Here is a 24,732-nt window from a genome sequence, read left to right as displayed (position 1 = left end):
GCCCGCACCGAGCCGCCGCCCGTCGACCTGGGCGGGGCGGGTGAACACGCCGGCGGGCCGGACCGCACCGGGCAGGTCGACCACCCGGACGTCGTCGGCGGTCAGCGTGGCTCCCGTGGGCAGGTCGCGGGCGGTCACCAGCGTCGGACGACCGGATCCGGCGTTCCCACCCGGGACGGCGAGCACGAACCCGGAGGTGACGAACAACACGACGGCGAGGACACGGCGGACTGCTGTGGCCGGGTGGACCCGCCACCCCGTGCGGAGGCGGGTCGTCCGGCGTCGCCGGCCCGCCCGGTCGTTGTCCGGCATGTCGTCCCCTCACCCCGGTCACGTCGGGGTGACCGGTTCCTCGGTGGAGGGCCGTCCACCCCCCGTCGACTCCGACGGTAGGGACGGGACGGACACCGCGACACCGCGGCGCGGCGGGGTTGTGGACAACCCGGACCCTGTGGACGGCGGCGGCGACGAACGTCACCGGATGTGCCGCCCACCGCCCGCCATCGACGCGGGCGGGGTGGTCCGCAGGGTCAGGAGGCGGCCGCCGCCGTGCTGGTCGAACCGCCCGAGCTTCCCGACGAGGACGAGCCGGACGAGCCGGAGGACGAGTTGCCGGAGTTCGAGGACGAGGCGGATTTCCCGGAGCCGTCCGAGCTCGCCGAACCGGCCGAGTCGGACGAACCGGACGATCCCGACGACGACTCGGACGATCCCGAACCCCCGGAGGCCGCGTCGGACGACCCGCTCGACGAGCCGTTCGAGGAAGTCGACTTCGACTCGGAGCGGGAGTCGTTGCGGTAGAACCCGCTGCCCTTGAAGATGACCCCGACGGAGCCGAACAGCTTGCGCAACCTGCCCTGGCACTCCGGGCAGTCGGTCAAACTCGAATCGGAGAACGACTGGACCGTCTCGAACTGGTGGTCGCAGTCCTTGCACGCGTACTGGTAGGTCGGCACGGGAACTCCTTCAGGCGTTCTGGCACTCTCTCGGTGCGAGTGCCAACGCAATTCTGCGGGATCGGATTCCCGGTGCGCAATCAGGCCCCGGTCACACCGGTGACGGTCACCGGGCGGGGCACACCGGGCGGGGCACACCGGGGCCGGTCACGGCAGGCGGTGCAGGCCCCGGTCCGGGGTCAGCACCGCGTGCATCCGCACGTCGTGCGGCTCGGCGGGCAGTTCGTCCACCAGTTCGGCGTCCCGGATCACCGCGATCAGGTCCGTCCCCGGGGAGGTCAGCACCAGCGACCGGTCGTAGTAGCCCGCGCCCTTGCCCAGCCGCACGCCCCGCTTGTCGACGGCGAGTGCCGGGGTGAGCACGACGTCGGCGTCGGCGATGGCCTCCGGCCCGAGTCGGGGCCCCTGCGGTTCGAGCACGGGCATGAACTCGCCCTTGCCCAGCGTCTCGGTGCCGGTGTACTCGGCCCAGTCCAGCGGCCCGCGCTCGGGCGGGATCACCGGGAGCAGCACCCTGCTGCCCTGCTCGCGCAACCGGTCGAGCAGCGCCAGCGACCCGGGCTCGGACCCGTACGGCACGTAACAGCACACGACACCGGCGTCCAGGTCGGCGACCGCGGCCACCAGCCGCGACGACTCGCTGACCTGCTGTTGTGCCGTGACCGCCGTGCGTGCGGCCTGGATCGAGCGGCGCCACTGCGTCTTGCCACCCTCGAGGGGGCTGTCGTTGTCGGTGTGAGTCACGGGACCAGGCTAGGCTTTGCGGCCATGACGGGCGCCACGAGTGAGACCACGTTCCGGACCGCCATCGTGCCTGCCGCCGGGTTGGGTACGAGATTTCTGCCGACCACCAAGGCCGTGCCCAAGGAACTTCTCCCGGTCGTCGACACACCGGGGATCGAACTCGTCGCGGACGAGGCGGCACAGGCCGGGGCGAACCGTATGGTGATCGTCACATCCCCCGGCAAGGAGGCGGTGGCCGACTACTTCCGCGACAGCCCCGAGCTGGAGCACGCGCTGGAGAGCAAGGGCAAGACCGAACTGCTCGCCCGCATCCGCCGCGCACCCGGGCTGCTCGACGTCGAGACGGCCCTGCAGGAGCAGGCCCTCGGCCTCGGGCACGCCGTCGCGCAGGCCGAACCGAACCTGACCGACGACGACGCCGCCGTCGCCGTCCTGCTGCCGGACGACCTGGTCCTGCCCACCGGGGTGCTGTCCAAGATGGCCGAGGTCCGCGCCCGGCACGGTGGCAGCGTGCTGTGCGCCTTCGACATCCCGAAGGACCGGATCTCGCCGTACGGCGTGTTCGACGTCTCCGACACCGACGACGCCGACGTCAAACGGGTGCACGGCATGGTCGAGAAACCCGCCCCGGACGAGGCCCCCTCCACCTACGCCGCCGCGGGCCGGTACCTGCTCGACCGCGCGGTTTTCGACGCGCTGAAGCGGATCGGCCCCGGCTCCGGCGGCGAACTGCAGCTCACCGATGCCGTCGCGCTGCTGATCTCCGAGGGGCACCCGGTGCACGTCGTGGTCCACCGCGGGGGCAGGCACGACCTGGGCAATCCGGGTGGCTTCCTGCGGGCGGCCGTCGACTTCGCCCTGGACGACCCGGAGTACGGGCCGGCCCTGCGCGAGTGGCTGACCGACCGGATCGGTGGTACCGCCGACTGATGACCGGAACCGAGCCGACCGCCGACACCCCGCCCGAGGCCACCGGCCTCCGCTCGGTGGACGACCAGCTCAGGCTGCTGCTCGACGCCGCCGTGCGGCCACGCCCGGTGCGGGTGGCGATCTCCGAGGCACAGGGGCTGCTGTGTGCCGAGGAGGTCGTCGCCGAACAGGCGCTTCCCGGCTTCGACCAGGCCGCCGTGGACGGGTACGCGGTGCGCAGCGTCGACGTGCGCGCCGCGGCCGGGGAGCCGGTGCAGATGCCGGTCGTGGGTGAGATCCCCGCCGGGTCGCGCCAGCCCCGCAGACTCCAGCCGGGCCAGGCCGTCAAGGTCGCCACCGGTGCGCCGCTGCCCACCCTCGCCGACGCCGTCGTCCCCGCCGCCTACACCGACGGGGGCGTGGCGAAGGTGGAGGTGGCGCACGCGGTGCCGTCCCACGGCTACGTCCGCCGCACCGGCGAGGACGTGCAGATCGGTGACGTCGCCGTCCGCCGGGGTGACACGATCGGGTCAGCCCAGGTCGGGCTGCTGGCGGCCGTGGGGCGGGCGAAGGTTCTGGTCCACCCGCGCCCCCGGGTGTCGATCATCTCGGTGGGCGACGAGCTGGTGGACGTCGACCGCTCGCCCGCCGCGGGCCAGATCTACGACGTCAACTCCTACGCCCTCGCCGCGGCGGCGCGGGACGCCGGCGCCGAGGTGAGCCGGGTGGGCATCGTGCCGCTCGACCCCCGGCGGCTGCGGGAGACGGTCGAGGGCAGGCTGCTGATGTCCGAGGTCGTCGTGGTCGCGGGCGGGGCGGGTGGCTCGATCGGGGAGGAGGTGCAGGCCGCGCTGTCCGACCTCGGCGACGTGGACACCACGCGGGTGGCCATGCACCCGGGCTCGACGCAGGCGTTCGGCAGGCTCGGCCCGGACGCCGTGCCCACCTTCCTCATCCCGGCCAACCCGATGAGCGCACTGGTGGTCTTCGAGATCATGGTCCGGCCGTTGATCCGGGCGGCGCGGGGCACCCGGAACCCGCACCGCCGCGCGGTCCAGGCACGCCTGCTGTCGCCGGTCACGTCGACACCCGGACGCCGCGGTTTCCTCCGCGGGCAGTTGCTGCGCGACGAGAGCAACGGCGAGTACCTGGTCCAGCCGCTCGGTACGGGCGGGACGCACCTGCTCGCCTCGCTCGCCGAGGCGAACTGCCTGATCAACGTGCCGGAGGGGCTCACCGAGGTCGCGGCGGGCGAGCAGGTCCGGGTCGCCTTCCTCGCCCAGCGCGCGTAGTGGGGAACGACGACCCGTAGTGGGGGGCGATGACGTCGACGGGTTACGGCACCCCGTACGCCGCGGAGCCGCGCCATCCCGGCTGGCCCACCCGGCTCGGACCGGTGACGGTGCCCGGGGGCGTGGTGCGGGTGCGGCCGGTCCGGCTGCGGGACGGCACCGAGTGGAGCCGCATCCGGGTGCGCGACCGCGAGTACCTGCGGCCCTGGGAGCCCACCCAGGAGCAGCCGTGGGAGGAGCGCAACGCGCCCTGGGTGTGGCCGTCGCAGTGGTCGGCGCTGCGCAGGCTCGCCCGGCGCGGGCAGTGTCTGCCGTTCGCCATCACCGTGGACGGGAGGTTCGCCGGACAGATCACCGTGGGCAACATCATCCGCGCGTCGCTGCGCTCGGCGTGGGTCGGCTACTGGGTGGCGTCCACCCTGGCGGGGTCGGGGGTGGCGACCGCCGCCGTGGCGATGGTGACCGACCACGCCTTCGGCGCGGCGCGGTTGCATCGCCTGGAGGCCACCGTGCGTCCGGAGAACCTCGCCAGTGTCCGGGTGCTGACCAAGGTCGGTTACCGGCGGGAGGGGCTGCTGCGCCGGTACCTCGACGTGGAGGGTGACTGGCGCGACCATCTGTGCTTCGCGATCACCACGGAGGAGAGCGGTGATGGACTCGTCACCCGCTTCGTTGACTCCGGTCGGGCGATGTGGTCCTGACCAGCGGTGACGGCGCGTAAATGGCTCTCGTGTGAGCCGGTCGGGTGGTCAAACCACCCGGCGAGTCTCCGCGTTTTCTGTTACTCCTGTGACTAGCGTGGCGACGGTCGGGGTTCGGCACACAGCGTGCGCGGTCGACGGCAGCCGGGCGGGTCCCGGGGCCGGGGGACGCGGTCGCCGCGTGTGGCGACGAGGAGTATCGGTCGGGGGAGGTGACGGAAGATGCCCAGCTCGTTGATCATCGTGGGGCTGGCTGCGGCATGGTTGGCCGTCCTCGTGCCCATGGTCGCCCGCAAGCGGCAGGTGGTCACACAGACCAACGACGCGGCACTGGCCGCGCGGGTCGTGCGCAGCGGGAGCACGCGGGGTGCGGGACGCGGTGGATCCACGGACGGGGCCGGGGTGGAGGACGACCGGGAACCCGGTGGCCGGGATGTCGCCGGTGTCGGCCCGGACGACCGGGTCGACGTCGGGTTCGGTGATCGCGCACCGCTGGGGGACGGCGCGTACGCGGACCACGACGGGATCCACCCCGACGACCTGTACCCCGACGACGGGTACGACCTGCCCGACGACGGGCGCGTCGCCCCGGAGTACGACGGAGCCCCGGAGTACGACGGAGCCCCGGAGTACGACGACGGGTACGGCGACGACCGGTACGACGACGGATATGACGACCACGGGTACCCGGTCGACGACGGGCCCGACGACGGTTGGGCACCCGACGAAGCCAGCACCGGGGACGGCAGGTCCGCAGGCCCCGTCCCCGGGCGTCCCCGGCGGTACCGGCCCGGCCGCGGCGGCTTCGACCCGGAGGCCGCGGCGCGTACGGCGAAGGCGAAGTACTCCTTCCGCCAGCGGGTGGTGATCCTGCTGCTGCTCACGGCCGCGACGACGGGTGTGGTCGCCGGGATGACGCTGCCGCTGCTGTGGTGGGCACACGGTGTCGTCGACGCCGTCCTGATCGGCTACCTCGGTTACCTGCGCAGGCAGGTGCGGATCGAGGAGGAGATCCGGCAGCGCAGGCTCGCCCGGATGCGCGCGGCCAGCAGGCGCACGCCGAGCAGGCCGGACCCGCTCGCCGAGATCGAGGTGCTGCGCTCCGACGGTGTCGGGGTGGTCGGCAACGAGCGCAAGCCGATGCCGACCTCGCGCGTGCGCAGGCAGGCCGTGGTGGTGGACCTGGAGGACGAGGACCCGGCCTTCCACGAACTGGACGACCCCGGTCACCTGCCCTATCGGCGGGCGGTGGGGGAGTAGGGACCCCCGCGTCGACCGGGTCGCGTCGGTTGCTATGCTGTTCCGGCAACCGATAAGGGGCTGTAGCGCAGTTGGTAGCGCGTCTCGTTCGCATCGAGAAGGTCAGGGGTTCGATTCCCCTCAGCTCCACCTCACGGGTACCGATACCGCCCGGGCCTGAATGAAGGTCCTTGCGCAGGACCCCTCTAACGCCCACTCGCTCCGCGCGAGTCGGAGCACCATCGACCAGCGGTACCGGCGCGCCGGGTCGCGCGCTGGTAGTGAACAACCGCGAGGCCCAGCAGGATCCCCCAGAGGACGAACCACGGGTCCCACAGCGCGAGGTGCCAGTAGAAGGCGTACCAGTCGATCTCCGCGGGGGCAGCCAACACACCGGTGGCCACGAGGATTTCGATGCCGACCGTCACTCCTCCGTAGCCGAGCAGCAGCACGGTGGCGGCCCACCCACCTGCCAGCATCAGGGCGCGGGGGAGGGTCCGCCCCCACCGTTGCACCAGGGCCAGGGAATAGACCACGCCGACGACCTTGATGATCGTCGCTCCCCAGACGAGCGGACCGACCTCGCCGGCGCGCGCCATCCGTTCGAGCTCACCGCCGATCGTCTCGATCCCGACGAGCCCGCCGAGAGCCCAGTAGAGGCTGATCATGGCGAAGAGGCCGCCCCAGACCGCCGAGGCGCAAGCGGCCCACACGGGCTGCCGACGCTCGCGTCGCGTGGCCGACTCGGTCATGCGCCCCATCGTCCCCGTTCCGTTCCTCGTCGCGTTCCCGTCCGGTCGGAGGTCCCGCCGTGTTCGGGGCACCTCCGGGCGGGTCGGTCCGCCGCCGGTGTAGTCGGCGATGTCTCCCAGGATCAGCTCTCGGGGTGGTCTCTACCTGATTGGCGTCGAGGACGAGACCCGTGCGGGGAAAGCCACCCGCGGAGCGGGTGGCTTTCCCGCTTTCGGCTTCGCATGTCCGGCGGTGTCTCCTCGTCGGCCGGTGCGGGCCGTGATGCTCTCGTCAGCGGATCATTCGCTGCCCCAGTCGAGGCGGTCCGCGAGATCTGCCGTGCGAAAGGCCTGTTCCAGATCGTCGCGGCCTTCGGTGAAGTGCGCCCAGCCCTCGTAGTGGACCGGCACGACGCGACGGGCGTCGAGGATCCGGGTCGCCTCGGCGGCTCCGGCGCTGTCGAGAACCAACGGTTCGCCGTCGAAGAGCATGGGGAACCGCGGCGCCCCGGCGAAGAGGAGGGCGGTGTCGATCGGGGCGAAGCGTTCGGCGATCTCGCGGACCGGTTCGAGTGCGGCGTTGTCTCCGCTGACGTACACGGTCGGGAGCCCGTCGCCGGTGAGTACGAAGCCGACGACCTGGCCGGCGACGGCTTCGACCTCCTCGCGGGACGCGGGGCCGTGGATCGCGGGGACGGCCGTCACCGTGACCGTTCCCCCTCCCGGTCGATCGAGTTCGGCAGTCTCCCAGTCGGCCATGCCCCGGGCCCGGTCACCCAGACGTTCGCCACCACCCGGGGTGGTGAGCGTGAGGGGAACGTCGGAGAGCAGGGCGCGGCCGGAGTCGTCGAGGTTGTCGGCGTGCTCGTCGTGGGAGAGCAGCACCACGTCGACGTGCCCGAGGTCGGCCGGGGTGCCGCGTGCGGGACTCGTCTTGGTGAGGACGGGTCCGACGCTCTCGTGTTCCCCGGGATCGTCGAAGGTCGGGTCGGTCAGGAAACGCAGGCCACCGTACTCGAACAGGGCGGTCGGGCCGCCGAAGACGCGAACGGGGGTCGCGGATGCGGACATGAAGGCACCTCTCACGGATGATGTCGTTTGAACCGTGAGTGAGACCGTACTGATGGGTCACGGATTTCCGCAAGTTCATCCGTGAGAATCATGGATGAGTGATGAGTTACCATGAGGCTATGGACGAGATCGCGACGGTGCAGGCGGACCTGCCACCCGCGCCGGGGGAGGAGGGGTACCTCTCCCTCGCACTCGCCAACAGCGTGGTCACACTTCCCGGGGGGCACCACGTCGACTTGCTGGGTACACCGGAAGCGACGACGCACTGGTTGACGCAGCGCGACCTGGCGCCGCCCGACGCGGGCCTGCGGGAAATGTGTGCGGCGCAGCTGCGTGCACTGCGCGAACAGGTCCGAGCGCTGTTCTCCGCACACGCCGAGTCCCTGCCCGCTCTCCCCGCCGCTGTCGCCGCGGTCAACGACGCGTTGACACGGGTGCCGACCGCTCCGCTCCTGCGGTGGGACGACGACACCGGCCCCTACCGGGCCGCGCCGCACCCGACCACCCGGGTCGTCGACCACGCCCTGGCGACGCTCGCCGCGGACGCGGCGGACCTGCTCACCTCGGACGACGCCGAACGGCTCACGTCCTGCGGTTCCGCCCCGTGCACCCGGTTCCTGCTGCGTCGCGGCCGCCGCCACTGGTGTTCGACACGCTGCGGCGACCGTGCACGTGCCGCCCGCGCCTACGCCCGACGCGCACGAAGCGACGTGGGGTGACCGGCTGGTCGTCCGGCCGGTGCGACGTGCCGGTCAACGCCGCCAGAGGAAGTGGTGCACGACGCCGCTCGGGCTGGGCACGCGTTCCAGGTGGTAGCGGTCGGTGAGTTCCTCGGGGTCGTCCCAGAGCCGCAGGCCGCTGCCGAGTTCGTACGGGGCGACGGCGATGTGCAGCTCGTCGATCAGGTCGGCGTCGAGGAACTCCCGGATGGTCGTGACGCCGCCGCCGATGCGCACGTCCCGCCCGTCCGCGGCGGCCTTCGCCCGCTCCAGCGCCTCGTGCGGCGAGGCCTCGAGGAAGTGGAACGTCGTGTCGCCCAGGGTGAACGACGGCCGTTCGTGGTGGGTGAGGACGAACACGGGAGTGTGGAACGGAGGCTCGTCGCCCCACCAGCCCTGCCACTCGTGGTCCGGCCAGGGGCCGCGGATCGGGCCGAACTTGTTGCGGCCCATGATCTCGGCGCCGATGTCGCGGGTGAAGTCGCGGACGACGTAGTCGTCGAGGCCCCGGGTGCCGCCGGGCTCGGTGCGGTTGACCCAGTTGGCGGTGGCCCCGGCCCAGGCGAACAGGTCACCGGGGTCCGCGTGGCCGAACGGGTGCTCGTAGCTCTGGTCCTCGCCCGCCCCGATCCCGTCTTGTGTGACGGTGAAGCAGTGGACCCGGACCTGTTGTGTCATGGTCGACCTCCCTGGTGTCGAAACCGGCGTGGCGCGACCGTCGCGGTCGCGTGCCCGGTGGTCGTCACAGTCTCGCCCCGGCACGACAGTGGCAGCGGAAAACGTCGGAAAAGATTCCGATCGTGTGGTGTCGTATCCGCCGGGTCGGTGACGACCCCCCGGCGAGCTGCCACGAGGGTGGGCTCACCTACCGAGGAGGACACAGTGAAGTACCTGATCCTGATGCAGGTCGACCCGGCGGTGCTGGAGCAGCTGACCGACGAGCAGCAGCGGCAGATCCAGGAGGGACACGCCGCGTTCATCGCCGGGACGAAGGAGCGCGGTGAGTTCGTCGCGACCCAGGCCCTCGCCGATCCCAGCCGATCGAAGGTCCTCCGCAGCTCCGGCGGCCGCCCCGAGGTCACCGACGGGCCGTTCGTCGAGAGCAAGGAGTTCCTGGGTGGTTTCTACCTGGTCGACGTCGAGGACGAGGCCCGTGCGGTGGAGCTGGCCCGGCAGATCCCGGACGCGAGCATCCCCGGCCTCGCCCTCGAACTACGTCCGGTGATGTTCGCCGATCTGGGAGACGGGTGAGCGGCGGGCCCCCGGACGGTGAGGGCCTGTGGCGGGATCTCACGCGGCAGGCCCTCGCCCGGTTGGTGCGCACGTATGGCAGCACCCGGTTCGACCTGTGCGAGGACGCCGTCCAGGAGGCGCTCCTGCAGGCCCACCGGCAGTGGCGGACGGAGTCCCCGGACGACCCGCTGGGCTGGCTCACCGCGACCGCCCGCCGCCGGTACGCCGACCACGCCCGCGGCGACGCCCGGCGCCGACACCGGGAGACCCGCGCCGCGTCGTTGCATCCCCCGGTGACGCCGGAGGCAGCCGAGCGGGACGACTCGCTGCTGGTGCTGCAGCTGTGTTGCCATCCCGACCTGCCACGCTCCGGGCAGGTCGCGCTGACGCTCCGGGCGGTGGCCGGACTGACCACCGCCCGGATCGCCAACGTGTACCAGGTTCCCGAGGCCACCATTGCCCAACGGATCACCCGGGCCAAGCGCCGGATCGCCGAACTCGGCCGACCGCTTCCGCCACCGGGACACGCCGGTGAGCGGATCACGGCCGTACTCGACGTGCTGTACGTGATGTGCACCGAGGCGCACCACACGACCGCGGGAGCACCACCCCGGGACGCGGACCTCGCCACCGAGGCGATCCGTCTGACCCGGCTGCTCCACCGGAGTCTCCCGGATTCCACCGAGGTCACCGGCCTGCTCGCGCTGATGCTGCTCACCGAGGCCCGCCAGCCGGCCCGGGTGGGACCGCACGGGCACCTCGTGCCGCTCGACGAGCAGGACCGGACGCTGTGGGACCGGGAACGGATCGAGGAGGGGATCGCGCTCGTCGAACGGGCCACCCCGGGTGCCGACCCTGGCCCCTATCTGCTCCAGGCCTGCATCGCGGCCCTGCACGCCGAAGCCCCGGACGTCGCGACCACGGACTGGGACGAAATCCTCGCGCTCTACCGGATTCTCGAACTCGTGACCGGCCACGGCAATCCGACGATCACCCTCAACCGCATCGTGGCCCAGGCCATGGTCGACGGACGGGAGACCGCCCTCGCCGAGATCGACGTGCTGGAGACCGACCACCCCCGCCTGCCCCGTCTCGACGCGGTACGCGCCCACCTCCTGGAGCAGGTCGGAAGACCGGACGAGGCGGCGACCGCCTATCGCCGCGCCCTCGCCGACACCGTCAGCCTCGCCGAGCGCCACCACCTCCGACACCGCCTGCGACGGATCTCCGGCGCGGCCGGGTGAGGATCGGCCGGTGGCCCCGTGGGTCGTCCCGCGCCGTCAGAGCACCTCCTCGACGGTGCTCTCCGCGTCCCGGACGCGGATCCGGCCGGACAACAGCAGGGGGAGCAGCTCGTCGCGGGTCCGGGCGAGGGTGCGGGACTCGGCGCGTACCGCGCGCATCAGGGCGAACCGGTGCCGCAGGCTCGCCGCGAGCGAGGCCAGCACGTCGTCGTCGGGAACCCGGACCGTCTGCCGGTAGGCCTCCTGCCGGTTGAGCCCCGGAACGGCGGAGTCCGAGTCCAGCGCGCCGAGCCGCACGGTCCGGAGGAGGTGGTAGAGGACCTCGTCGGTCCCCGGCCGGACCGGCTGCACGGTGTAGGTGGTGTCGATGGGGAAGTGCGGACCGTCCGCCCAGTGGACCGCGCCGACCGTGCCCTTGCGGCCCACGACGATCCCCGGCCGGTCCACGAGCGACACCGAGTGGTGTCCGCACAGGCCACCGCTGCCGTACACGGGGACGGGCCCCGGGACGCGCCTCGCCGCAGGCAACGACCTTCCGTAGGCGAGGGTCAGCACGTCCCGCAGGGGGCGTGGGGTGCCGGCCTCCGCGCTCGCCTTCGCGGTGTCGGCGGCGCAGAGCCGGTCGACGAGGAGCACGATGCGGTCGTTGTTCGCGATCTTGTCGTCGAGCGCGCCCAGCACCTCCGCGATCGCCCGCTGGGTTCCCGGGTCCGGGACGGTGAGTGGTAGTCGGCGCAGGACTCGCTCGTTCAGCGAGAGCATCGTCGTCCCGGCGGCGTTTCGGAGCAGCCATTCCCGGACGGCGGGGGAACGGAACTGGTAGGCCATGAACCGGGAATGGACACCCTCGGCGAACCGGATGCGGATTCCGTCGGAGCCGAGGAAGTATCCGTCCTCCTCCGGCCGCACCCACGCGGAACGATCGACCGCCCCCTTGCGGCCGAGGACGAGGTCGCCGGGCCGCAGCAGGTACTCGGCGAGTCTTTCCGTGGTGTCCGCATCCACCCGCGGTGTCGTCTCCCGGAGGCGGATCGCGCCGTGGTCGAGTTCGCCGACGGAGACCACCGGGACGCCGTGTGCGGTGTATTCCGCCGCGCTGAGGACGGTGCCGAACGGGCCGGTTCTGATCGAACCGCCCGTCGCGGCGAGGAGCGCGCCCAGACTCTCACCCATCGGTGCGTTCCAGCTGTGCACGGACGGCTTTCTCCAGCCGCGCCGATTCGTCGAACGCCGCCAGCAGTTCGGTGTGCAGCCGTCGGATCTTCGCGTCGATCGGCTCGCCGTCGTCCTCGATCGCGGGTGTGCCGACGTACCGGCCGGGGGTCAGCGCGTAGTCGGCGGCCCGGATCCCGGCCAGATCGACCGACCTGCAGAAGCCCGGCACGTCCGCGTACCCGAGTTCCTTCTCCGCGGCCGACCGGGTGCCGCGCCAGGCGCGGTAGGTGCCGGCGATGGCGGCGATGTCGTCGTCGGACAGTGCGCGTTCGGCGCGGTCGACCAGGTGGCCGAGGTGGCGGGCGTCGATGAACAGGACCTCACCGGTGCGGTCGACCGCGCCGCCGGGCCCCGCGCTCTTGTCCCGGGAGAAGAACCACAAACACACCGGGATGCCGGTGCTGCGGAACAGCTGGGTCGGCAGGGACACCATGCACGAGACGAGGTCGGCCTCGACGAGGTTCGCGCGGATGTCGCCTTCGGTGCCGGATCGGCTGGTCATGGAGCCGTTGGCCAGGACGACACCGGCGCTGCCGGTGGGACTCAGCTTCCACAGGATGTGCTGGATCCAGGCGTAGTTCGCGTTGGTGGCGGGCGGAACACCGAACTGCCAGCGCGGATCCCGTTCGTCGCGCGTCCAGTGCTTGATGTTGAACGGGGGGTTGGCCAGCACGTAGTCCATCCGCACGCCCGCATGATGATCGTGGGCGAACGTGTCGTCCCAGCGGGCGCCGAGGCCGGAGTTGTCGAGGCCGTGGACGGCGAGGTTGATTGTCGCCATCCGCCAGGTCTCCTCGTTGCTCTCCTGGCCGTGGACGGTGATGTTCGTCGGATCCCCGTTGTGCTCGTGGAGGAACTTCTCGGTCTGGACGAACATGCCGCCGGAACCGCAGCACGGGTCGTACACGCGGCCGCTCGACGGTTCGAGCACCTCCACGAGCACCTTGACCACGCTCGGCGGGGTGAAGAACTCCCCGCCCCGCTTGCCCTCGGCACGGGCGAACCGGCCGAGGAAGTACTCGTACACCTCGCCCATCAGGTCGCGGGCGCGGTGCGCGCCCCGCCTGCTGAACCGGACACCGTCGAACAGCTCAAGCAGCTCGCCGAGGCGGCGCTGGTCGATCGTCTCCCCGTCGTACAGGCGGGGGAGCGTGCCCCGGAGCGTGGGGTTGGCCTCCATGACCAGCTCCATCGCCTCGTCGATCAACCCGCCGACGGTCCTGGCTGGTCCGGTGTGGCCGGCGGGCCCTCCCGTCGCATGCGCCGTCAGGTACGACCAGCGTGCCGCGGGCGGGACGACGAACACGCCGCGGTGTCGACCTGTTCCCGGGTCGTCCATCAGTTCGGCGATCCGGTCCTCGTCGTGGCCCTGCCCGGACAGCTCCGCGCGGATCGTCTCGCGGTGCTCGTCGTAGGCGTCCGAGACGTACTTCAGGAACACCAGGCCGAGGATGACGTCCTTGTACCGGCTCGCGGGCAGCGAGCCGCGGAGCCGGTCCGCCGCCTTCCACAGCGTGTCCTTCAGTTCCGACACCGTCGACGGCGCCTGCGGTTCCTTCTTCGTACCCGGTGGCATGAGTGTGGTCCCATCCTGCAGTCGTACGGCCGGTCCTACCGCTTCGGCGACGTGGCCGCCGTATCGATCGGTTCCGCCATTCCATGGTCCCAGGAGGGTGCTGCGGCCACCCCGGCGAGAGTGCCGGGGTGGCCGCGCTGATCCGGTTCGCGATGCGGTAGTTGCGTCCGGCCTGGGGACGAGGAACCGTCTACCCTTGGTAGACAGCTACATCGAAGCGTTCGGCAAAGTCACCGACCGGTATCGAGACCTGAAGGAGTGATCGACATGACCGACCGAACACTCATCTCCCGACTCGCGGCCGAAGCCGACCTCGACGGCGTGCAACAGCTCGTCGTCGGTGGTGTCGTCCAATACGACGGAAAGGTGCTCCTGCTCCGGCGTCCCGAGGACGACTTCATGGGCAGCATCTTCGAGTTGCCCAGCGGCAAGGTCGAAACGGGCGAAACGCTCGACGCGGCACTGATCCGTGAAGTGGGGGAGGAGACCGGACTCGACGTGACCGCTGTCCGAGACTACCTCGGTAGCTTCGACTACGCCGGTGGGAGCGGCAGGAGGAGCCGCCAGTTCAACTTCGCCGTGGAGGTCAGCGCGCCGGAGCCGATCGAGCTCCGGGAACACGACGCCTACACCTGGACGGCACTCGTCGACGAGCCGCCCGTCACCGACGCGGTGAAGCAGGTGCTGAGCACGTATCGGGACGTCGCCACTACCTGAGTGTCTTACGGACGCGGTCACCCCGCATCGCCGACATCAGCCACCTGACCCGTCAGAGGCCGTAGGTCTTGCCGATGATGTCGCGCTGGATCTCGCTGGTGCCGCCGTAGACCGTGGAGACGATGCTCGTGCGGTGCAGCGACTCCATGCCGTACTCGGTGGCGTAGCCGTAGCCGCCCATCATCTGCATGCCTTCGAGGGTGGCGTGTTTGGCCACTTCGGTGGCCTTCAGCTTGGCCATCGAGGCCTCGCGGGCGAGCACCGTGTCGGGGTCGGCGTCCAGGGTGGCGCTGACGTCGTCCAGCAGGAGACGGGTGCATTCGAGTTCGGTGGCCAGATCCGCGAGGCGGTGCCGGAGTGCCTGGAACGAGCCGATCGGACGGCCGAACTGCTCCCGCTGCCGGACGTAGTCGACGGTGTCGTCGAACGCCCGGCGCGCGAGGCCGAAACTCGTCGCGGCGAGGATCATCCGTTCGAGGTTCAGTCCGGTCATCAGCTGGCCCCATGCCTGTCCCGGAGTACCGACCACGGCCGAGTCCGGCAGGAAGCAGTCGGTGAAGTACAGGTCGTTCACCTCGCGGCCGCCCATCGTGTCGATGCCGGAGACCTCCAGTCCTTCGGTATCGGTGGGCACCATGAACTGAGTGAGGCCCTCGTGCCGGGACCCCTCGCGTGAGGTCCGGGCGATGAGCAGGATGTGGTCGGCGAGGTGTGCGTTGGAGCACCAGGTCTTCTGCCCGTTGATCAGATATCCGCCGTCGTTGCGGTCCGCCCGGCAGGTCAGCGCGGCGACGTCGGACCCGGCGCCGGGTTCGGACATCGAGATCGCCTCGACCCGACCGCGCACCACGCCGTCCAGCACGACCCGCTTCTGGTCCTCCGTGGCGAACTTCTCGTACGCGGCGGCGGCGACCATGGTGGTGGCGAACCCGCTGATCGGGGCCCGCCAGTAGGAGGTCTCCTCCAGGAACAGGCACAGGTCGGCCATGCCGAGCCCGGACCCCCCGTAGGCTTCCGGGATCGCGATACCCAGCCAGCCCAGGCCGGCCATCTTCGCGTAGAGATCCTGGCTGTGCTTTTCCCGGCCGTCGTCGGTGAGCTTGTCACGCTGCTGTTTCGTGCCGCACTCGCGACGGCAGAACTCGCCGATCGCGGTGACCAGGTCGCGTCGCTCGTCGGTCAGGTTCCGTGGCATGGGGAGACCTCTTCCTGCTCGTACCGGGGTTCCAGGGGTGACGGCGGATTTCCGTCGACGACGGTCGCGGAGCGCGGACACGGCGACGGGCGTCGGGAGACGGCGTGTGCGGCGGGGTGGCCCGCCGGTCCGGTTCAGCGTGCCGCGGTGGGCGTGTCCAGCATGGGGACGAGGAACCGGCGTGCGATGTCGCGGAGCTGCTCGTCGTCGTCGAGGTCGACGAGGTGGCTCGGGGTGAGCAGGAACGACGTGGAGACCCGGACGATCATCTCGGCCACCAGGTCGACGTCGACCTCCCGGGAGAGGTTGCCCGCGCGTTGTTCGCTGCGCAGCCGTCCGGCGACGAAGCGGCGTACGGTGGCCACGGTCCGGCCCCCGTCACCGATCATCGACGGCACGACGACGTCCGGCTCGACGGCCATCAGGCCGCCGATCAGCGGGTTCTCCCGGATGGCCCGCAGCGAGCTGACGAAACCCAGCTCCACGCGCTCGGCGAGCGTGCGGGCGGGCCGGATGTCCAACAGGAACCGGTCGAAGTACCGGCGGAATTCCGAGCGGATCACTTGTTCCACCAGGGCGTCCTTGGTCGCGAACCGGCGGTAGACGGTGATCCGTGAGACGCCGGCCCGCCGGGCGACGTCCTCCATGGTCGACCGTTTGATCCCCATCCGGCAGAACTGTTCGTAGGCGGCCTCGACCACGCGCGCGGCGGCGTCGTCGGTGTCGTCGGCGCGCTCCACCGCCTCGGTGAACGCCCGCTCCAGCAACGACTCCGGGTGGTCGGTCCCGGCCGCGATCAGGCCGGAGAGTTCAGGTTCCACGAATCACCTTTCGTTCACCGGAAGGTCTGGCGTTCTCGTCGCGGTCTGTGCTCTCCTTGATACGCAGAAGCGCGACGTGTTTCAGAGTATCAACCGGGCCGCTTGCCACTCAAGGAGGAGTGAAGCCGATGGACGAGCTCAACAGACGTAAGGCACTGATCTCGGGCGGGGCGCTGGGGGCCCTCGGTGCACTGGGGATGGCGGCACCGGCCCAGGCGCGGGCCCTGTGGACGTGGTCGCCACAAGGCTCGGTGGCGGGCACCGGCACCGGGAACGACCCCCGGTGGATCTGGGACCCCGAAGCCGACCCGGTGGTCGCCGCACTGTTCGAACGGGGTGAGGTCGGCAGGGTCAACGAACTGCTGAAGACCTGGACCACGAACGGCCAGCCGCTGCCGGACGGGCTGCCGGCGGATCTGCGGGACTTCATCGAGCACGCCCGCCGACTGCCGTCGTGGGCCGATCAGGGGAAACTGGACCAGAACTTCGACTTCAACACGCGGCGGGGCCTCTACCTCGGCGTGTTGTACGCGATGGCCAGCGGCATGATGAGCACGGTCATCCCCAGGGAGGCACGCGCGGTCTACTACTCGTACGGCGGCTCGCACATGAAGGACCGCATCTCCGAGACCGCCAAACTGGGGTACGACATCGGCACGCGCGACGCCTACAGGCCGGACGGCGAAATGATCGTCACGTGTGTCAAGACCCGGCTGACGCACGCGGGGGTACGCCAACTGCTGCCGCAGTCGTCGGACTGGAACCAGGTGGCTCCCGAGGACATCCCGATCAGTCAGGCGGACATCATGGTCACCTGGCACAGCCTGGCGACCACGGTCCGGAAGGAACTCGGCGAGTGGGAGGTGCCGATCGAGCCGGTGGACGACGCGGCGTACCTGCATTCGTGGCAGGTGACCGGGCACATGCTCGGTGTCCGCGACGAGTACATCCCGGCGTCGTGGAGCGAAGCCGACAAGCAGTCGGCGCAGGACCTGGATCCGATTCTCGCGCCGACGCCCGAGGGCAAGGAACTGGCCGACATCCTGCTCAATCTCGGCTCGGAGCTCGACGGGACGGTCCTCAGCAAGCCGTTGCTCAGTGCGTTCACCCGCTACACCCTCGGCGACCGGATCGCGGACTGGCTGGGCATCGAGCGGGAACCGGTCTTCAGCCCACTGGTGGAGACCTTGTGGATCCCGTTCGTCCGCGCGCGGGAGTTCGGGCTCTACTTCCCGGGCTCGGACGAGACGTACTACCTCTTCGAGGAGCTCATCCGGCAGATCGTCCTGCTCTACCTGTCCGAGGCGGACTACCCGATCAGCATCGAGATTCCGCAGACCAACCGGTGACCGGCACCGCGGGCGGGTGTCGGCGCGGCGCCCGCCCGCGGACGGACACGGAGTCGTCTCCCGATTCGTGAACAGGAGTGTTTGTCATGGCGGACTACAGCAGGCGCAAGGCGTTGATGTCGGGAGGTGGGCTGGCGGCGCTCGGCGCACTCGTGGCGGCCGCTCCCGCCCAGGCGCGGTCGTTGGTCGGATGGACCTGGTCGCCGAGCGGGTCGGTGGCGGGCTCGGGCAGTGGTACCGACCCGCACTGGGTGTGGGACGAGCAGGCTGACCCGTTGCTCGCCTCGCTGTTCGACCGCGGCGTGATCCCACGGGTCAACGAGCTGCTCTGGACCTGGGAGCGCAACGACCAGCCGCTGCCCGACGGGTTGCCCGCCGATTTGCGGGAGTTCCTGGAGGACGCCCGCCGGATGCCGTCCTGGGCGGACCGGGACAAGCTGGAGCTGGCGGAGGACTTCAACAAGCGGCGCGGGATCTACCTCAACCTGGCCAACGGGCCGGGTGGGGGCATCCTGGCGACGGCCATCCCGAACGAGGCCCAGTCGGTCTACTACTCCGCCGGTGGTGCGGACATGGAGGACCGCGTCGCGAAGACCAGCCTCTTCGGTTTCGCCGTCGGCTCGCTGAACGCGTACCGGCCGGACGGCACGTGCATCGTGGAATGCGTGAAGACCCGGCTGGTGCATGCGGCGGTGCGGCACCTGCTGCCGCAGTCGCCGCGGTGGCGCGGGGCCGCCGACGAGGAGATCCCGATCAGCCAGGAGGACATGCTGGTCACCTGGCACACCCTGCCGACCTTCGCGATGCGCAGGATGCGTGAGTGGGAGGTCCCGATCACCAACGACGAGGCCGAGGCGTACCTGCACGTGTGGCAGGTGACCGCGCACATGCTCGGGATCCGGGACGAGTACATCCCCGCCTCCTGGACCGCGGCCTACGCCCAGTCGGACCAGATCCTGGCCCGCAACATGGGTCCGACCGAGGAGGGTGTCAAGCTCACCGACACCCTGCTCAGTCAGCTCGCGGAGCAGACCAGCCTCGGCACCGGGATCTCCCGTCCGGTGTGCAACGCGCTCGCCCGGTATCTCGTCGGCGACCGGGTGGCCGACTGGGACGGGATCCCGCGGGAGCCGTTCTGGGACCGGGTGATCCCCGAGGCGTGGCCGGCCCTGGTCAAGTTCCGGGAGGGCCTGATCCCGCTGCCGTTGGTGCCCGAGATCGCCTGGACCCTTGACGAAGCGGTGCGGCAGTATATCTTGTTCTATCTCACCAAGGGTGAAGAGACCAGGATCGAGATTCCCACTCACAACCGTCCGAAGTGAGCCTTCATGCCTGACGCGATCCGAAGGCGACGATTCCTCGGCTACGTGCTGGCGGCGCCCACCCTGGCCGCCGCGGCCCAGCTCGACCGGACACCGGCGGCCTCGGCCGGGGCCGCCACACCGGAGCCGTCCGGGCTGCCGTCGCCGGAGATCACCGAGATCGTCGACCTGAACGACATGATGACCGCGGCGGCGCTGCCGACGTCGAACCTGATCACCGTGGAGGTGAATCCGGACGGCACGGTGTCGTTCGCCCTGCCGCGGGCCGAGGTCGGGCAGGGCATCACCACCTCGACGGCCATGCTCATCGCCGAGGAACTGGGCGTGCCGGTGCCCCGGGTGCGGGTGAGTCTGGCCGACGCGCGGCCCGAGCTGGTGTTCAACCAGCTCACCGGCGGCTCGAACACCACCATCTCCACCTACACCCCGATCCGGGTCGCGGCCGCCGTCGCGCGGGAGCGGCTGCTGCGGGCCGCCTCCGCCGAGTTCGGCGTGCCCACCGCCGACCTCACGCTGGAAAACGGGGTCGTCACCTCCACCGGAGGGAACAGTGCAGACATCGGCACGCTCGCCGGGAAGGCCGCGAGCGGAAGTACCGAGCCGGTGGAGGTCGAGCTCCGTTCGCGGGACTCGTTCACCGTCATCGGCACCCCGCACAACCGGATCGACGCCCTCGACGCGGTGACCGGGCGGAAGACGTTCGCGCTCGACCTCGACGTCCCGGGCGCCCTGCCGACCATGGTGTGCCGCCCGCCGACCATCAACGGGACGGTCGCCTCGGTCGCCAATCTCGCCGAGGTCCGCGGCATGTCCGGCGTCACCGATGTCGCCACGATCTCCACCGGCGTGGCCGTGCGGGCCGCGACCTTCGGCCAGTGCATCGACGCCGTGCGCGCGCTGCGGGTCTCCTGGGGGCCCGGTACCGCGGAGGGGAAGTCCGACGACACCGTGCTGGACGAGCTGCGGGACGCGGAGATCCCGCTCGACCTCAAGCCGCCGTTCAGCCGCACGGTGGAGGAGACGTTCACCTTCTACTTCCGCAGCAACAGTGCGCTCGAACCGAACTGCGCCGTGGCCGACGTGCGCGCCGACCGTGCCGAGATCTGGTCCGGCCTGAAGTCGCCGATCGTGGCCCAACAGGCCATCGCGGCCGAACTGGGGATGCCGCAGAGCGCGGTGACCGTGCACGTCACCGAGGGCGGCGGGTCCTTCGGGCGGAAACTGTTCTTCGACGGCGCCCTCGAAGCGGCGGAGGCGTCGCAGGCGTTCGGCAAGCCCGTCAAGCTGATGTGGCACCGCGCCGACGACTCCCGCCAGGGCCGCACCCACCCGATGTGCACCTCCCGGGTGCGGATCGCCTACCTCGGCGACACCGTACTGAGCTACGACCAGCGGCACACCGGCGTCTCCACCGACCTCGGCCACGGACTCGGCGAGGTCATCACCGCCACCGCCGCACGATTGCCGGTGGGCGACATCGGCTTCGCCGAAACGTTCTTCCAGCTCTCCCAGACGATGTCCTACGACTTCGGCGGCAACACCCGACTGCTGTCCGAGACCGACACGGGCTTCAACACCGGCAGCATGCGCAACGTCTACTCCCCGGACGTCACGTGTGCCCGCGAGCTCATGGTGGACCGGCTCGCCGCGGAGATGGGCCGGGACCCGTACCGGTTCCGGCGGGACTTCCTCCGCGACGACCGGTCCCGCGCGGCCCTCGATGCGGTCGCCGAGGCCGGCGACTGGGGGCGGTCGCTGCCGGAGGGCATGGCGCAGGGTATCGCGTTCCAGGCCGAGTACAAGGCCGTCAGCGCCTGCCTCGTCGAGATCGACTGCCGACCGGAGACCGTCGACCGGTCGGTGCGCAACGCCGTCACCGGACCCCGGGTCACCCGGGTCGTGTTCGCCGTCGACGTGGGGCTCGCGGTCAACCCGCGGGGATTGGAGGCGCAGATGATGGGCGGCATCTGCGACGGCATCGCGCTCGCGTTGACCTCCAGCCTGCACCTGCGCGACGGGCACTTCCTGGAAGCCAGCTGGGACAACTACTTCTACACCCGGCAATGGAACACCCCCCCGGAGATGGAGATCATCCTGCTGCCGGACAGCGGTGACGAACCCGGCGGCGCCGGGGAACTCGGCGTCGCCGGTGCGATGGCGGCCGTGGCCTGCGCCTACGGACGCGCCACCGGAACCATGCCCACCCGCTTCCCGATCAACCACGACACGCTGTCGTTCACCCCGAAACCGACGTCCCCGCCGGTTCCGCAGTCACCCACCGACGGCCGGGAACTCGCCTGGTAAGGAGGCCCGCGTGCCCGAACACACCTTCCGCGTCAACGGCGAACAGGTCACCGTCGACGTCGCCGACGACGTGCGGCTGCTGTGGGTCCTGCGGGACCTGCTCGGCGTGACCGGGCCGAAGTACGGCTGCGGTATCAACGTCTGCAAGGCCTGCACCAGCCACCTCAACGGGCAGGCCGTCAACCCGTGCGCGATCCCGGTCGGGGAGGTCGGCCCGGACGACGAGGTGACCACCATCGAGGGGCTCGCCGCCACCGTCGGCGGGGACCTGCATCCCATGCAGCAGGCGTGGCTGGAGCAGGACGTCGTGCAGTGCGGCTACTGCCAACCGGGCCAGATCATGGCCGCCGTCGCACTCGTCCGCCGTGTCCGCGCGGAGAACCGCGACATCACCGACGACGACCTGGACACCCTGCGCAACATCTGCCGCTGCGGTACCTACCCCCGCATCCGCGAGGCCATCCGGAAGGCCGCGGCCCACATGTGAGCCTCGGGTTCTCGCTGGTCTTCCTCGCGTTGCTGCTGGCGGTGCTTGCGCTTCGGTGGCTGCGCGCGTCCCTGGCCGCGCCGGGTCCGCCCCCTCCCCGGTGCGGCCGTCGGTTCCCCGGTGTGTCCTCTTCGGTCTCCGCGTGGTGGACGGGTCGGTCTCCGCATGGTGGACCGGTCGGCCAGCCGTCGCTGAGGACCGGCGCGGAGATGCTCAATCGAGCGTCACAACGGTGATCGAGCGGTACCGACGCTCGAATCCTTTGTCGAGGGTGACCATGCTGAGTCCCGCGGCCTGTGCGAACGCCGCGAGGTAGTCGTCGGTCCAGAGCTTGTGGCTATTGTCGTCCAGTGCCGAGATCGCGCGCCACGCCTGTTCCAGGTGCGTCGGCTCGGCCGCCCACCGAACACGCTCGTCAGCCCGGAGTCGATCGATCACTTTCCAGGCGTCGGCCCGGGAAAGGACCTGATCCCCGAGCACCGACGGATTCGACAGGAGTCTGAGCAGTCCCATCTGAGTGGCCCGGCAAAGCCATAGCGTCTCTTCCTGCGCGTTGAACCACGCTGCGACGCGTCCGTGGCGTACGTGCCCATACCAGACGGCGGCCAGCCAGGTCCCGACATCGAGCAGCATCAGATGTTGTTGGCCCGCTCGGCGTCTTCAGCGGCGAAGATCGCTTCGATCTCGGCGTTGGAGAGGTCGACGCGACCCGGACTCTCACTTGAGACGAGGGGCAACTGCACCTTCCCTCGTCTGGGTGGCGTCGTGGCTGCCTCCTCCAGCTCATGGGCGACTGCCCTGGTGAGGAACTCCTTGAGCGTCTCGCCCCGGGCAGCGGCATCGGCCTTGGCCGCACGCAGCAGTTCCGGAGGCAGTTCGACCGTGGTGCGCATAAAAGCATACTAGCATCAACCTAGGCCCCGGGTTGGAGTATCCGGTGGGTCTCAGCCGCTCCAGCGCGCCGGACGATGTACGGGCGGAAGGGTCCCCTCGAGGCAGGCCCCGGGACGCGAGTGACTGGAGCTCCGGGAGCCGCCTTCCCTCGGCGTGTCCGTCAGGTCCCCGGTGCGTCCGTCTCCGCCTTTCGTGTGGTGAACGGCAGGACCAGCCGGGAGGGGTGGGTGGCGTCGCGGTAGATCTTGTGGTTGACCGGGCGGCCCACCGGCAGGTGGAAGGCGTCCGGTGGCAGCAGTGCGTTGTGCGCGTCGGCGGGCGGTTCGTTGTTCGACAGTTCGGCCACCAGGCGGTGTCCCGGCTTGAACGTGTTCGCGAACGGGTAGAGGCGCAGCACGTACTCCTCGACGGTGCCGGGCTCGACCGGGATCGTGCGGGTGTGCGGGTGGTACGGGTTGCCCTCGGTGGTGCGTTCGTCGAGTTCGCGGTGGGAGGCCTTGAGGTAGCCGGTGGTGATCAGCTGACGGCCGCCGTCCGGCGCGGTGTCCCACAGGCGGAGGATGAAGTTCGTGTCGTCGGTGTCGATCTCGGCGAACAGGTGCGCGGCGCCGGTGCCGATCAGCTCGGTGTCCTCGGTGAACGGCGCACTGCTCCAGCTCAGAATCTCCACCGTGTCGGTCACCGTCAGCGGTGCCTGGAAGAAGCCGTCCGGAGCGGCGTGCTCGGCGCCCATCCGCTCGGGTTCGGGGGAGAGCGTGCGGCGCGGACGCAGGTACAGCGGCCGGTACTCGACGTCCTTCGGCGGCCACTGGCTGCCGGTGACGCGCTCGCGTGCGCCCTCGACGAAGACGCTGACCTCCGGCCCGTCCATCGCGCCGTTCTCGATGCCCTTGAGCCAGTAGTCGTACCAGCGGAACATCGTGTCGTGTTCCTCGACGAAGGGGCGCGACTGCATCGGCGGGTACGGGCCGATGTCCAGCCTCTTCGGCCCGTTCAGCACGTCGAACAGCGCGATGGTGCCGTCCACGGTCCAGCCGCGGCCGTGGTCGATCTGCAGGTACACCGGGATGTCGATGTTCGTCGCCAGCGTGATCGGGTTCCGCTGTTCGTACCACTCGCCGTCCAGCGGGTTCATGACGATGTCGAACCACAGCTCGCGGTTGTTCGGGTACTTCAACACGTGGACCAGGTTCGGCCAGGCGGCCACGTCCGGATCCGCCAACCGCTGCTGGACCAGTTTGTCCAGCTCCCCGGGGGAGTACACCTCCCGCATGCGGGACCTGACGTCGGTGTGCGCGATGCCGGAGTCGCCGCCGCGGCCCTCGCGGGCGGCGCGCGGCATGAACCACATGATGCCGCCGTGGTAGGTGGTCTCGTAGAAGTCGAAGTGGCCGCCGCTGACGAAGATCGCCTTCAGACTCGGCGGCCGTTCGGCGGCGGCCAGCACCTGCATGGACCCGAAGTAGGAGATGCCGATCATGCCGACGTTGCCGTCGCACCACGGCTGCGCGGCGACCCACTCGATGAAGTCGTACGCGTCCTGCCCGAGCGGCACGCCGCCCGCGTTGTAGTTGCCGATCATCTCGCCGCCCGAGTCGCCGGAACCACGCAGGTCGCCGATGACGTGGACGTAGTCCTCCGCGACGACGCGGGCGATGTCACCGGCCTCGATGCAGCCGTCCCACATCGGGCTGGGGCGGCGCTGGGGTGGGGTGGTCAGGGCGAGCGCCTGGAGCTCCTTGCCGTAGGGGCTCAGGGCCACCAACGCGGGCCGCGGCGTCCCGCCGGGGCCGTGATAGGCGTCCGCGGCGAGTTCGACCCCGTCCCGCATCGGGACACGGAGGTCCTTGCGGATGGTGATCGTCTCTCCACCGGCGTCCCACGTCCTGACGTCAGCCATGAGCCAGCAGCTCCTTTTCCACGTTCGGGGCCGGGTGCACACCGCGGGCAGCGACGCTCTCCCGGGCGGATAATTCCACATATTATTATATCAAAGACGCGACGAGCGAAGGA

General features: G+C 70.4%; 25 protein-coding genes, 1 tRNA gene and 1 pseudogene. 14 read left to right on the top strand and 13 right to left on the bottom strand.

Features of this window, described 5'->3' with window-relative positions:
• Positions 1–210 (bottom strand): SAF domain-containing protein (locus tag SACPADRAFT_RS28350; protein WP_233357200.1); only part of this gene is annotated, 210 nt, incomplete at its 3' end.
• A 339-nt stretch (positions 211–549) separates the two neighbouring features.
• On the opposite strand from SACPADRAFT_RS28350, the gene SACPADRAFT_RS34105 reads away from it, so the two are divergent.
• Positions 550–801 (top strand): hypothetical protein, encoded by a 252-nt coding sequence (locus tag SACPADRAFT_RS34105; RefSeq protein ID WP_007023245.1) that lies wholly within the window; start codon positions 550–552, stop codon positions 799–801.
• A 62-nt stretch (positions 802–863) separates the two neighbouring features.
• Here SACPADRAFT_RS34105 and SACPADRAFT_RS34100 read toward each other — a convergent pair.
• Together SACPADRAFT_RS34100 and SACPADRAFT_RS0217130 are read right to left on the bottom strand one after the other, a co-directional pair.
• Positions 864–956 (bottom strand): annotated as a pseudogene (locus tag SACPADRAFT_RS34100) (FmdB family zinc ribbon protein); the annotation flags it as partial.
• A gap of 147 nt (positions 957–1,103) precedes the next feature.
• Positions 1,104–1,700 (bottom strand): 5-formyltetrahydrofolate cyclo-ligase, encoded by a 597-nt coding sequence (locus tag SACPADRAFT_RS0217130; protein ID WP_007023243.1) that lies wholly within the window; start codon positions 1,698–1,700, stop codon positions 1,104–1,106.
• A gap of 24 nt (positions 1,701–1,724) precedes the next feature.
• Here SACPADRAFT_RS0217130 and SACPADRAFT_RS0217125 point away from each other — a divergent pair, with 24 nt between their 5' ends.
• From SACPADRAFT_RS0217125 to SACPADRAFT_RS0217105, 5 genes are all read left to right on the top strand, one after another.
• Complete coding sequence (locus tag SACPADRAFT_RS0217125) at positions 1,725–2,630, top strand: UTP--glucose-1-phosphate uridylyltransferase (protein ID WP_007023242.1); 906 nt, start codon at positions 1,725–1,727, stop codon at positions 2,628–2,630.
• Positions 2,630–3,901 (top strand): molybdotransferase-like divisome protein Glp, encoded by a 1,272-nt coding sequence (gene glp, locus SACPADRAFT_RS0217120; protein ID WP_007023241.1) that lies wholly within the window; start codon positions 2,630–2,632, stop codon positions 3,899–3,901. The genes SACPADRAFT_RS0217125 and glp overlap by 1 nt, the downstream gene beginning before the upstream one ends.
• Positions 3,902–3,930: 29 nt before the next feature.
• A complete protein-coding gene (locus SACPADRAFT_RS0217115) occupies positions 3,931–4,602 on the top strand; it encodes a GNAT family N-acetyltransferase (RefSeq protein ID WP_007023240.1) in 672 nt (223 codons plus the stop codon).
• Between the two features lie 222 nt (positions 4,603–4,824).
• Positions 4,825–5,862 carry a divisome protein SepX/GlpR gene (gene sepX, locus SACPADRAFT_RS0217110; protein WP_007023239.1) on the top strand — a complete coding sequence of 346 codons (1,038 nt, stop codon included), beginning with the start codon at positions 4,825–4,827 and terminating at the stop codon, positions 5,860–5,862.
• A gap of 56 nt (positions 5,863–5,918) precedes the next feature.
• Positions 5,919–5,991, top strand: a tRNA-Ala gene (locus SACPADRAFT_RS0217105).
• 56 nt (positions 5,992–6,047) lie between these two features.
• On the opposite strand, the gene SACPADRAFT_RS28340 is transcribed toward SACPADRAFT_RS0217105, so the two are convergent.
• Positions 6,048–6,593 (bottom strand): DUF3995 domain-containing protein, encoded by a 546-nt coding sequence (locus SACPADRAFT_RS28340; protein ID WP_198048343.1) that lies wholly within the window; start codon positions 6,591–6,593, stop codon positions 6,048–6,050.
• A gap of 279 nt (positions 6,594–6,872) precedes the next feature.
• Complete coding sequence (locus tag SACPADRAFT_RS0217095) at positions 6,873–7,643, bottom strand: MBL fold metallo-hydrolase (RefSeq protein ID WP_007023237.1); 771 nt, start codon at positions 7,641–7,643, stop codon at positions 6,873–6,875.
• Positions 7,644–7,762: 119 nt separating this feature from the next.
• Here SACPADRAFT_RS0217095 and SACPADRAFT_RS0217090 point away from each other — a divergent pair, with 119 nt between their 5' ends.
• On the top strand, positions 7,763–8,362 hold the full coding sequence (locus tag SACPADRAFT_RS0217090) for an ABATE domain-containing protein (RefSeq protein ID WP_040924476.1): 600 nt from the start codon (positions 7,763–7,765) through the stop codon (positions 8,360–8,362).
• A gap of 33 nt (positions 8,363–8,395) precedes the next feature.
• Here the strand turns inward: SACPADRAFT_RS0217090 and SACPADRAFT_RS0217085 are convergent, their stop codons facing one another.
• Entirely contained in the window at positions 8,396–9,040 is a 645-nt protein-coding gene (locus SACPADRAFT_RS0217085) for a dihydrofolate reductase family protein (RefSeq protein ID WP_007023235.1), read from the bottom strand.
• Between the two features lie 204 nt (positions 9,041–9,244).
• On the opposite strand from SACPADRAFT_RS0217085, the gene SACPADRAFT_RS0217080 reads away from it, so the two are divergent.
• Together SACPADRAFT_RS0217080 and SACPADRAFT_RS0217075 are read left to right on the top strand one after the other, a co-directional pair.
• A complete protein-coding gene (locus SACPADRAFT_RS0217080) occupies positions 9,245–9,613 on the top strand; it encodes a YciI family protein (protein ID WP_007023234.1) in 369 nt (122 codons plus the stop codon).
• Entirely contained in the window at positions 9,610–10,839 is a 1,230-nt protein-coding gene (locus SACPADRAFT_RS0217075) for an RNA polymerase sigma factor (RefSeq protein ID WP_007023233.1), read from the top strand. Before SACPADRAFT_RS0217080 ends, SACPADRAFT_RS0217075 begins: the two co-directional genes overlap by 4 nt.
• A 36-nt stretch (positions 10,840–10,875) precedes the next feature.
• Here the strand turns inward: SACPADRAFT_RS0217075 and SACPADRAFT_RS0217070 are convergent, their stop codons facing one another.
• Both SACPADRAFT_RS0217070 and SACPADRAFT_RS0217065 read right to left on the bottom strand, forming a co-directional pair.
• Positions 10,876–12,012 (bottom strand): restriction endonuclease subunit S, encoded by a 1,137-nt coding sequence (locus SACPADRAFT_RS0217070; protein WP_007023232.1) that lies wholly within the window; start codon positions 12,010–12,012, stop codon positions 10,876–10,878.
• Complete coding sequence (locus SACPADRAFT_RS0217065) at positions 12,005–13,630, bottom strand: class I SAM-dependent DNA methyltransferase (protein ID WP_007023231.1); 1,626 nt, start codon at positions 13,628–13,630, stop codon at positions 12,005–12,007. Before SACPADRAFT_RS0217065 ends, SACPADRAFT_RS0217070 begins: the two co-directional genes overlap by 8 nt.
• A 267-nt stretch (positions 13,631–13,897) precedes the next feature.
• Between SACPADRAFT_RS0217065 and SACPADRAFT_RS0217060 the strand changes: the two genes are divergently transcribed.
• Positions 13,898–14,347, top strand: a complete 450-nt coding sequence (locus tag SACPADRAFT_RS0217060; protein WP_007023230.1) for an NUDIX hydrolase — start codon at positions 13,898–13,900, stop codon at positions 14,345–14,347.
• Between the two features lie 52 nt (positions 14,348–14,399).
• Here SACPADRAFT_RS0217060 and SACPADRAFT_RS0217055 read toward each other — a convergent pair whose 3' ends face one another.
• Together SACPADRAFT_RS0217055 and SACPADRAFT_RS0217050 are read right to left on the bottom strand one after the other, a co-directional pair.
• Complete coding sequence (locus SACPADRAFT_RS0217055) at positions 14,400–15,542, bottom strand: acyl-CoA dehydrogenase family protein (RefSeq protein ID WP_007023229.1); 1,143 nt, start codon at positions 15,540–15,542, stop codon at positions 14,400–14,402.
• Positions 15,543–15,676: 134 nt separating this feature from the next.
• Positions 15,677–16,363: a TetR/AcrR family transcriptional regulator gene (locus SACPADRAFT_RS0217050; protein WP_007023228.1), complete on the bottom strand. Its 687-nt coding sequence runs from the start codon at positions 16,361–16,363 to the stop codon at positions 15,677–15,679.
• A gap of 128 nt (positions 16,364–16,491) precedes the next feature.
• Between SACPADRAFT_RS0217050 and SACPADRAFT_RS0217045 the strand changes: the two genes are divergently transcribed.
• The 4 genes from SACPADRAFT_RS0217045 (at position 16,492) to SACPADRAFT_RS0217030 (ending at position 21,825) form a co-directional block, all read left to right on the top strand.
• Complete coding sequence (locus SACPADRAFT_RS0217045; protein WP_007023227.1) at positions 16,492–17,712, top strand: oxygenase MpaB family protein; 1,221 nt, start codon at positions 16,492–16,494, stop codon at positions 17,710–17,712.
• Between the two features lie 86 nt (positions 17,713–17,798).
• Complete coding sequence (locus SACPADRAFT_RS31635; RefSeq protein ID WP_007023226.1) at positions 17,799–19,034, top strand: oxygenase MpaB family protein; 1,236 nt, start codon at positions 17,799–17,801, stop codon at positions 19,032–19,034.
• A 6-nt stretch (positions 19,035–19,040) separates the two neighbouring features.
• Positions 19,041–21,338, top strand: a complete 2,298-nt coding sequence (locus tag SACPADRAFT_RS31630; protein ID WP_007023225.1) for a molybdopterin cofactor-binding domain-containing protein — start codon at positions 19,041–19,043, stop codon at positions 21,336–21,338.
• Positions 21,339–21,348: 10 nt separating this feature from the next.
• A complete protein-coding gene (locus SACPADRAFT_RS0217030) occupies positions 21,349–21,825 on the top strand; it encodes a (2Fe-2S)-binding protein (protein WP_007023224.1) in 477 nt (158 codons plus the stop codon).
• Positions 21,826–22,038: 213 nt separating this feature from the next.
• On the opposite strand, the gene SACPADRAFT_RS28335 is transcribed toward SACPADRAFT_RS0217030, so the two are convergent.
• The 3 genes from SACPADRAFT_RS28335 to SACPADRAFT_RS0217015 form a co-directional block, all read right to left on the bottom strand.
• Positions 22,039–22,458: a TA system VapC family ribonuclease toxin gene (locus tag SACPADRAFT_RS28335; protein WP_007023223.1), complete on the bottom strand. Its 420-nt coding sequence runs from the start codon at positions 22,456–22,458 to the stop codon at positions 22,039–22,041.
• Positions 22,458–22,718, bottom strand: a complete 261-nt coding sequence (locus tag SACPADRAFT_RS0217020; RefSeq protein WP_007023222.1) for a hypothetical protein — start codon at positions 22,716–22,718, stop codon at positions 22,458–22,460. Before SACPADRAFT_RS0217020 ends, SACPADRAFT_RS28335 begins: the two co-directional genes overlap by 1 nt.
• A gap of 161 nt (positions 22,719–22,879) precedes the next feature.
• Positions 22,880–24,619 (bottom strand): CocE/NonD family hydrolase, encoded by a 1,740-nt coding sequence (locus SACPADRAFT_RS0217015; protein WP_007023221.1) that lies wholly within the window; start codon positions 24,617–24,619, stop codon positions 22,880–22,882.
• Between the last annotated feature and the right edge of the window lie 113 nt (positions 24,620–24,732).

Source organism: Saccharomonospora iraqiensis subsp. paurometabolica YIM 90007 (assembly GCF_000231035.2).
Lineage (GTDB): Bacteria > Actinomycetota > Actinomycetes > Mycobacteriales > Pseudonocardiaceae > Saccharomonospora > Saccharomonospora paurometabolica.
This window is presented reverse-complemented; position numbering and strand designations above follow the sequence as displayed.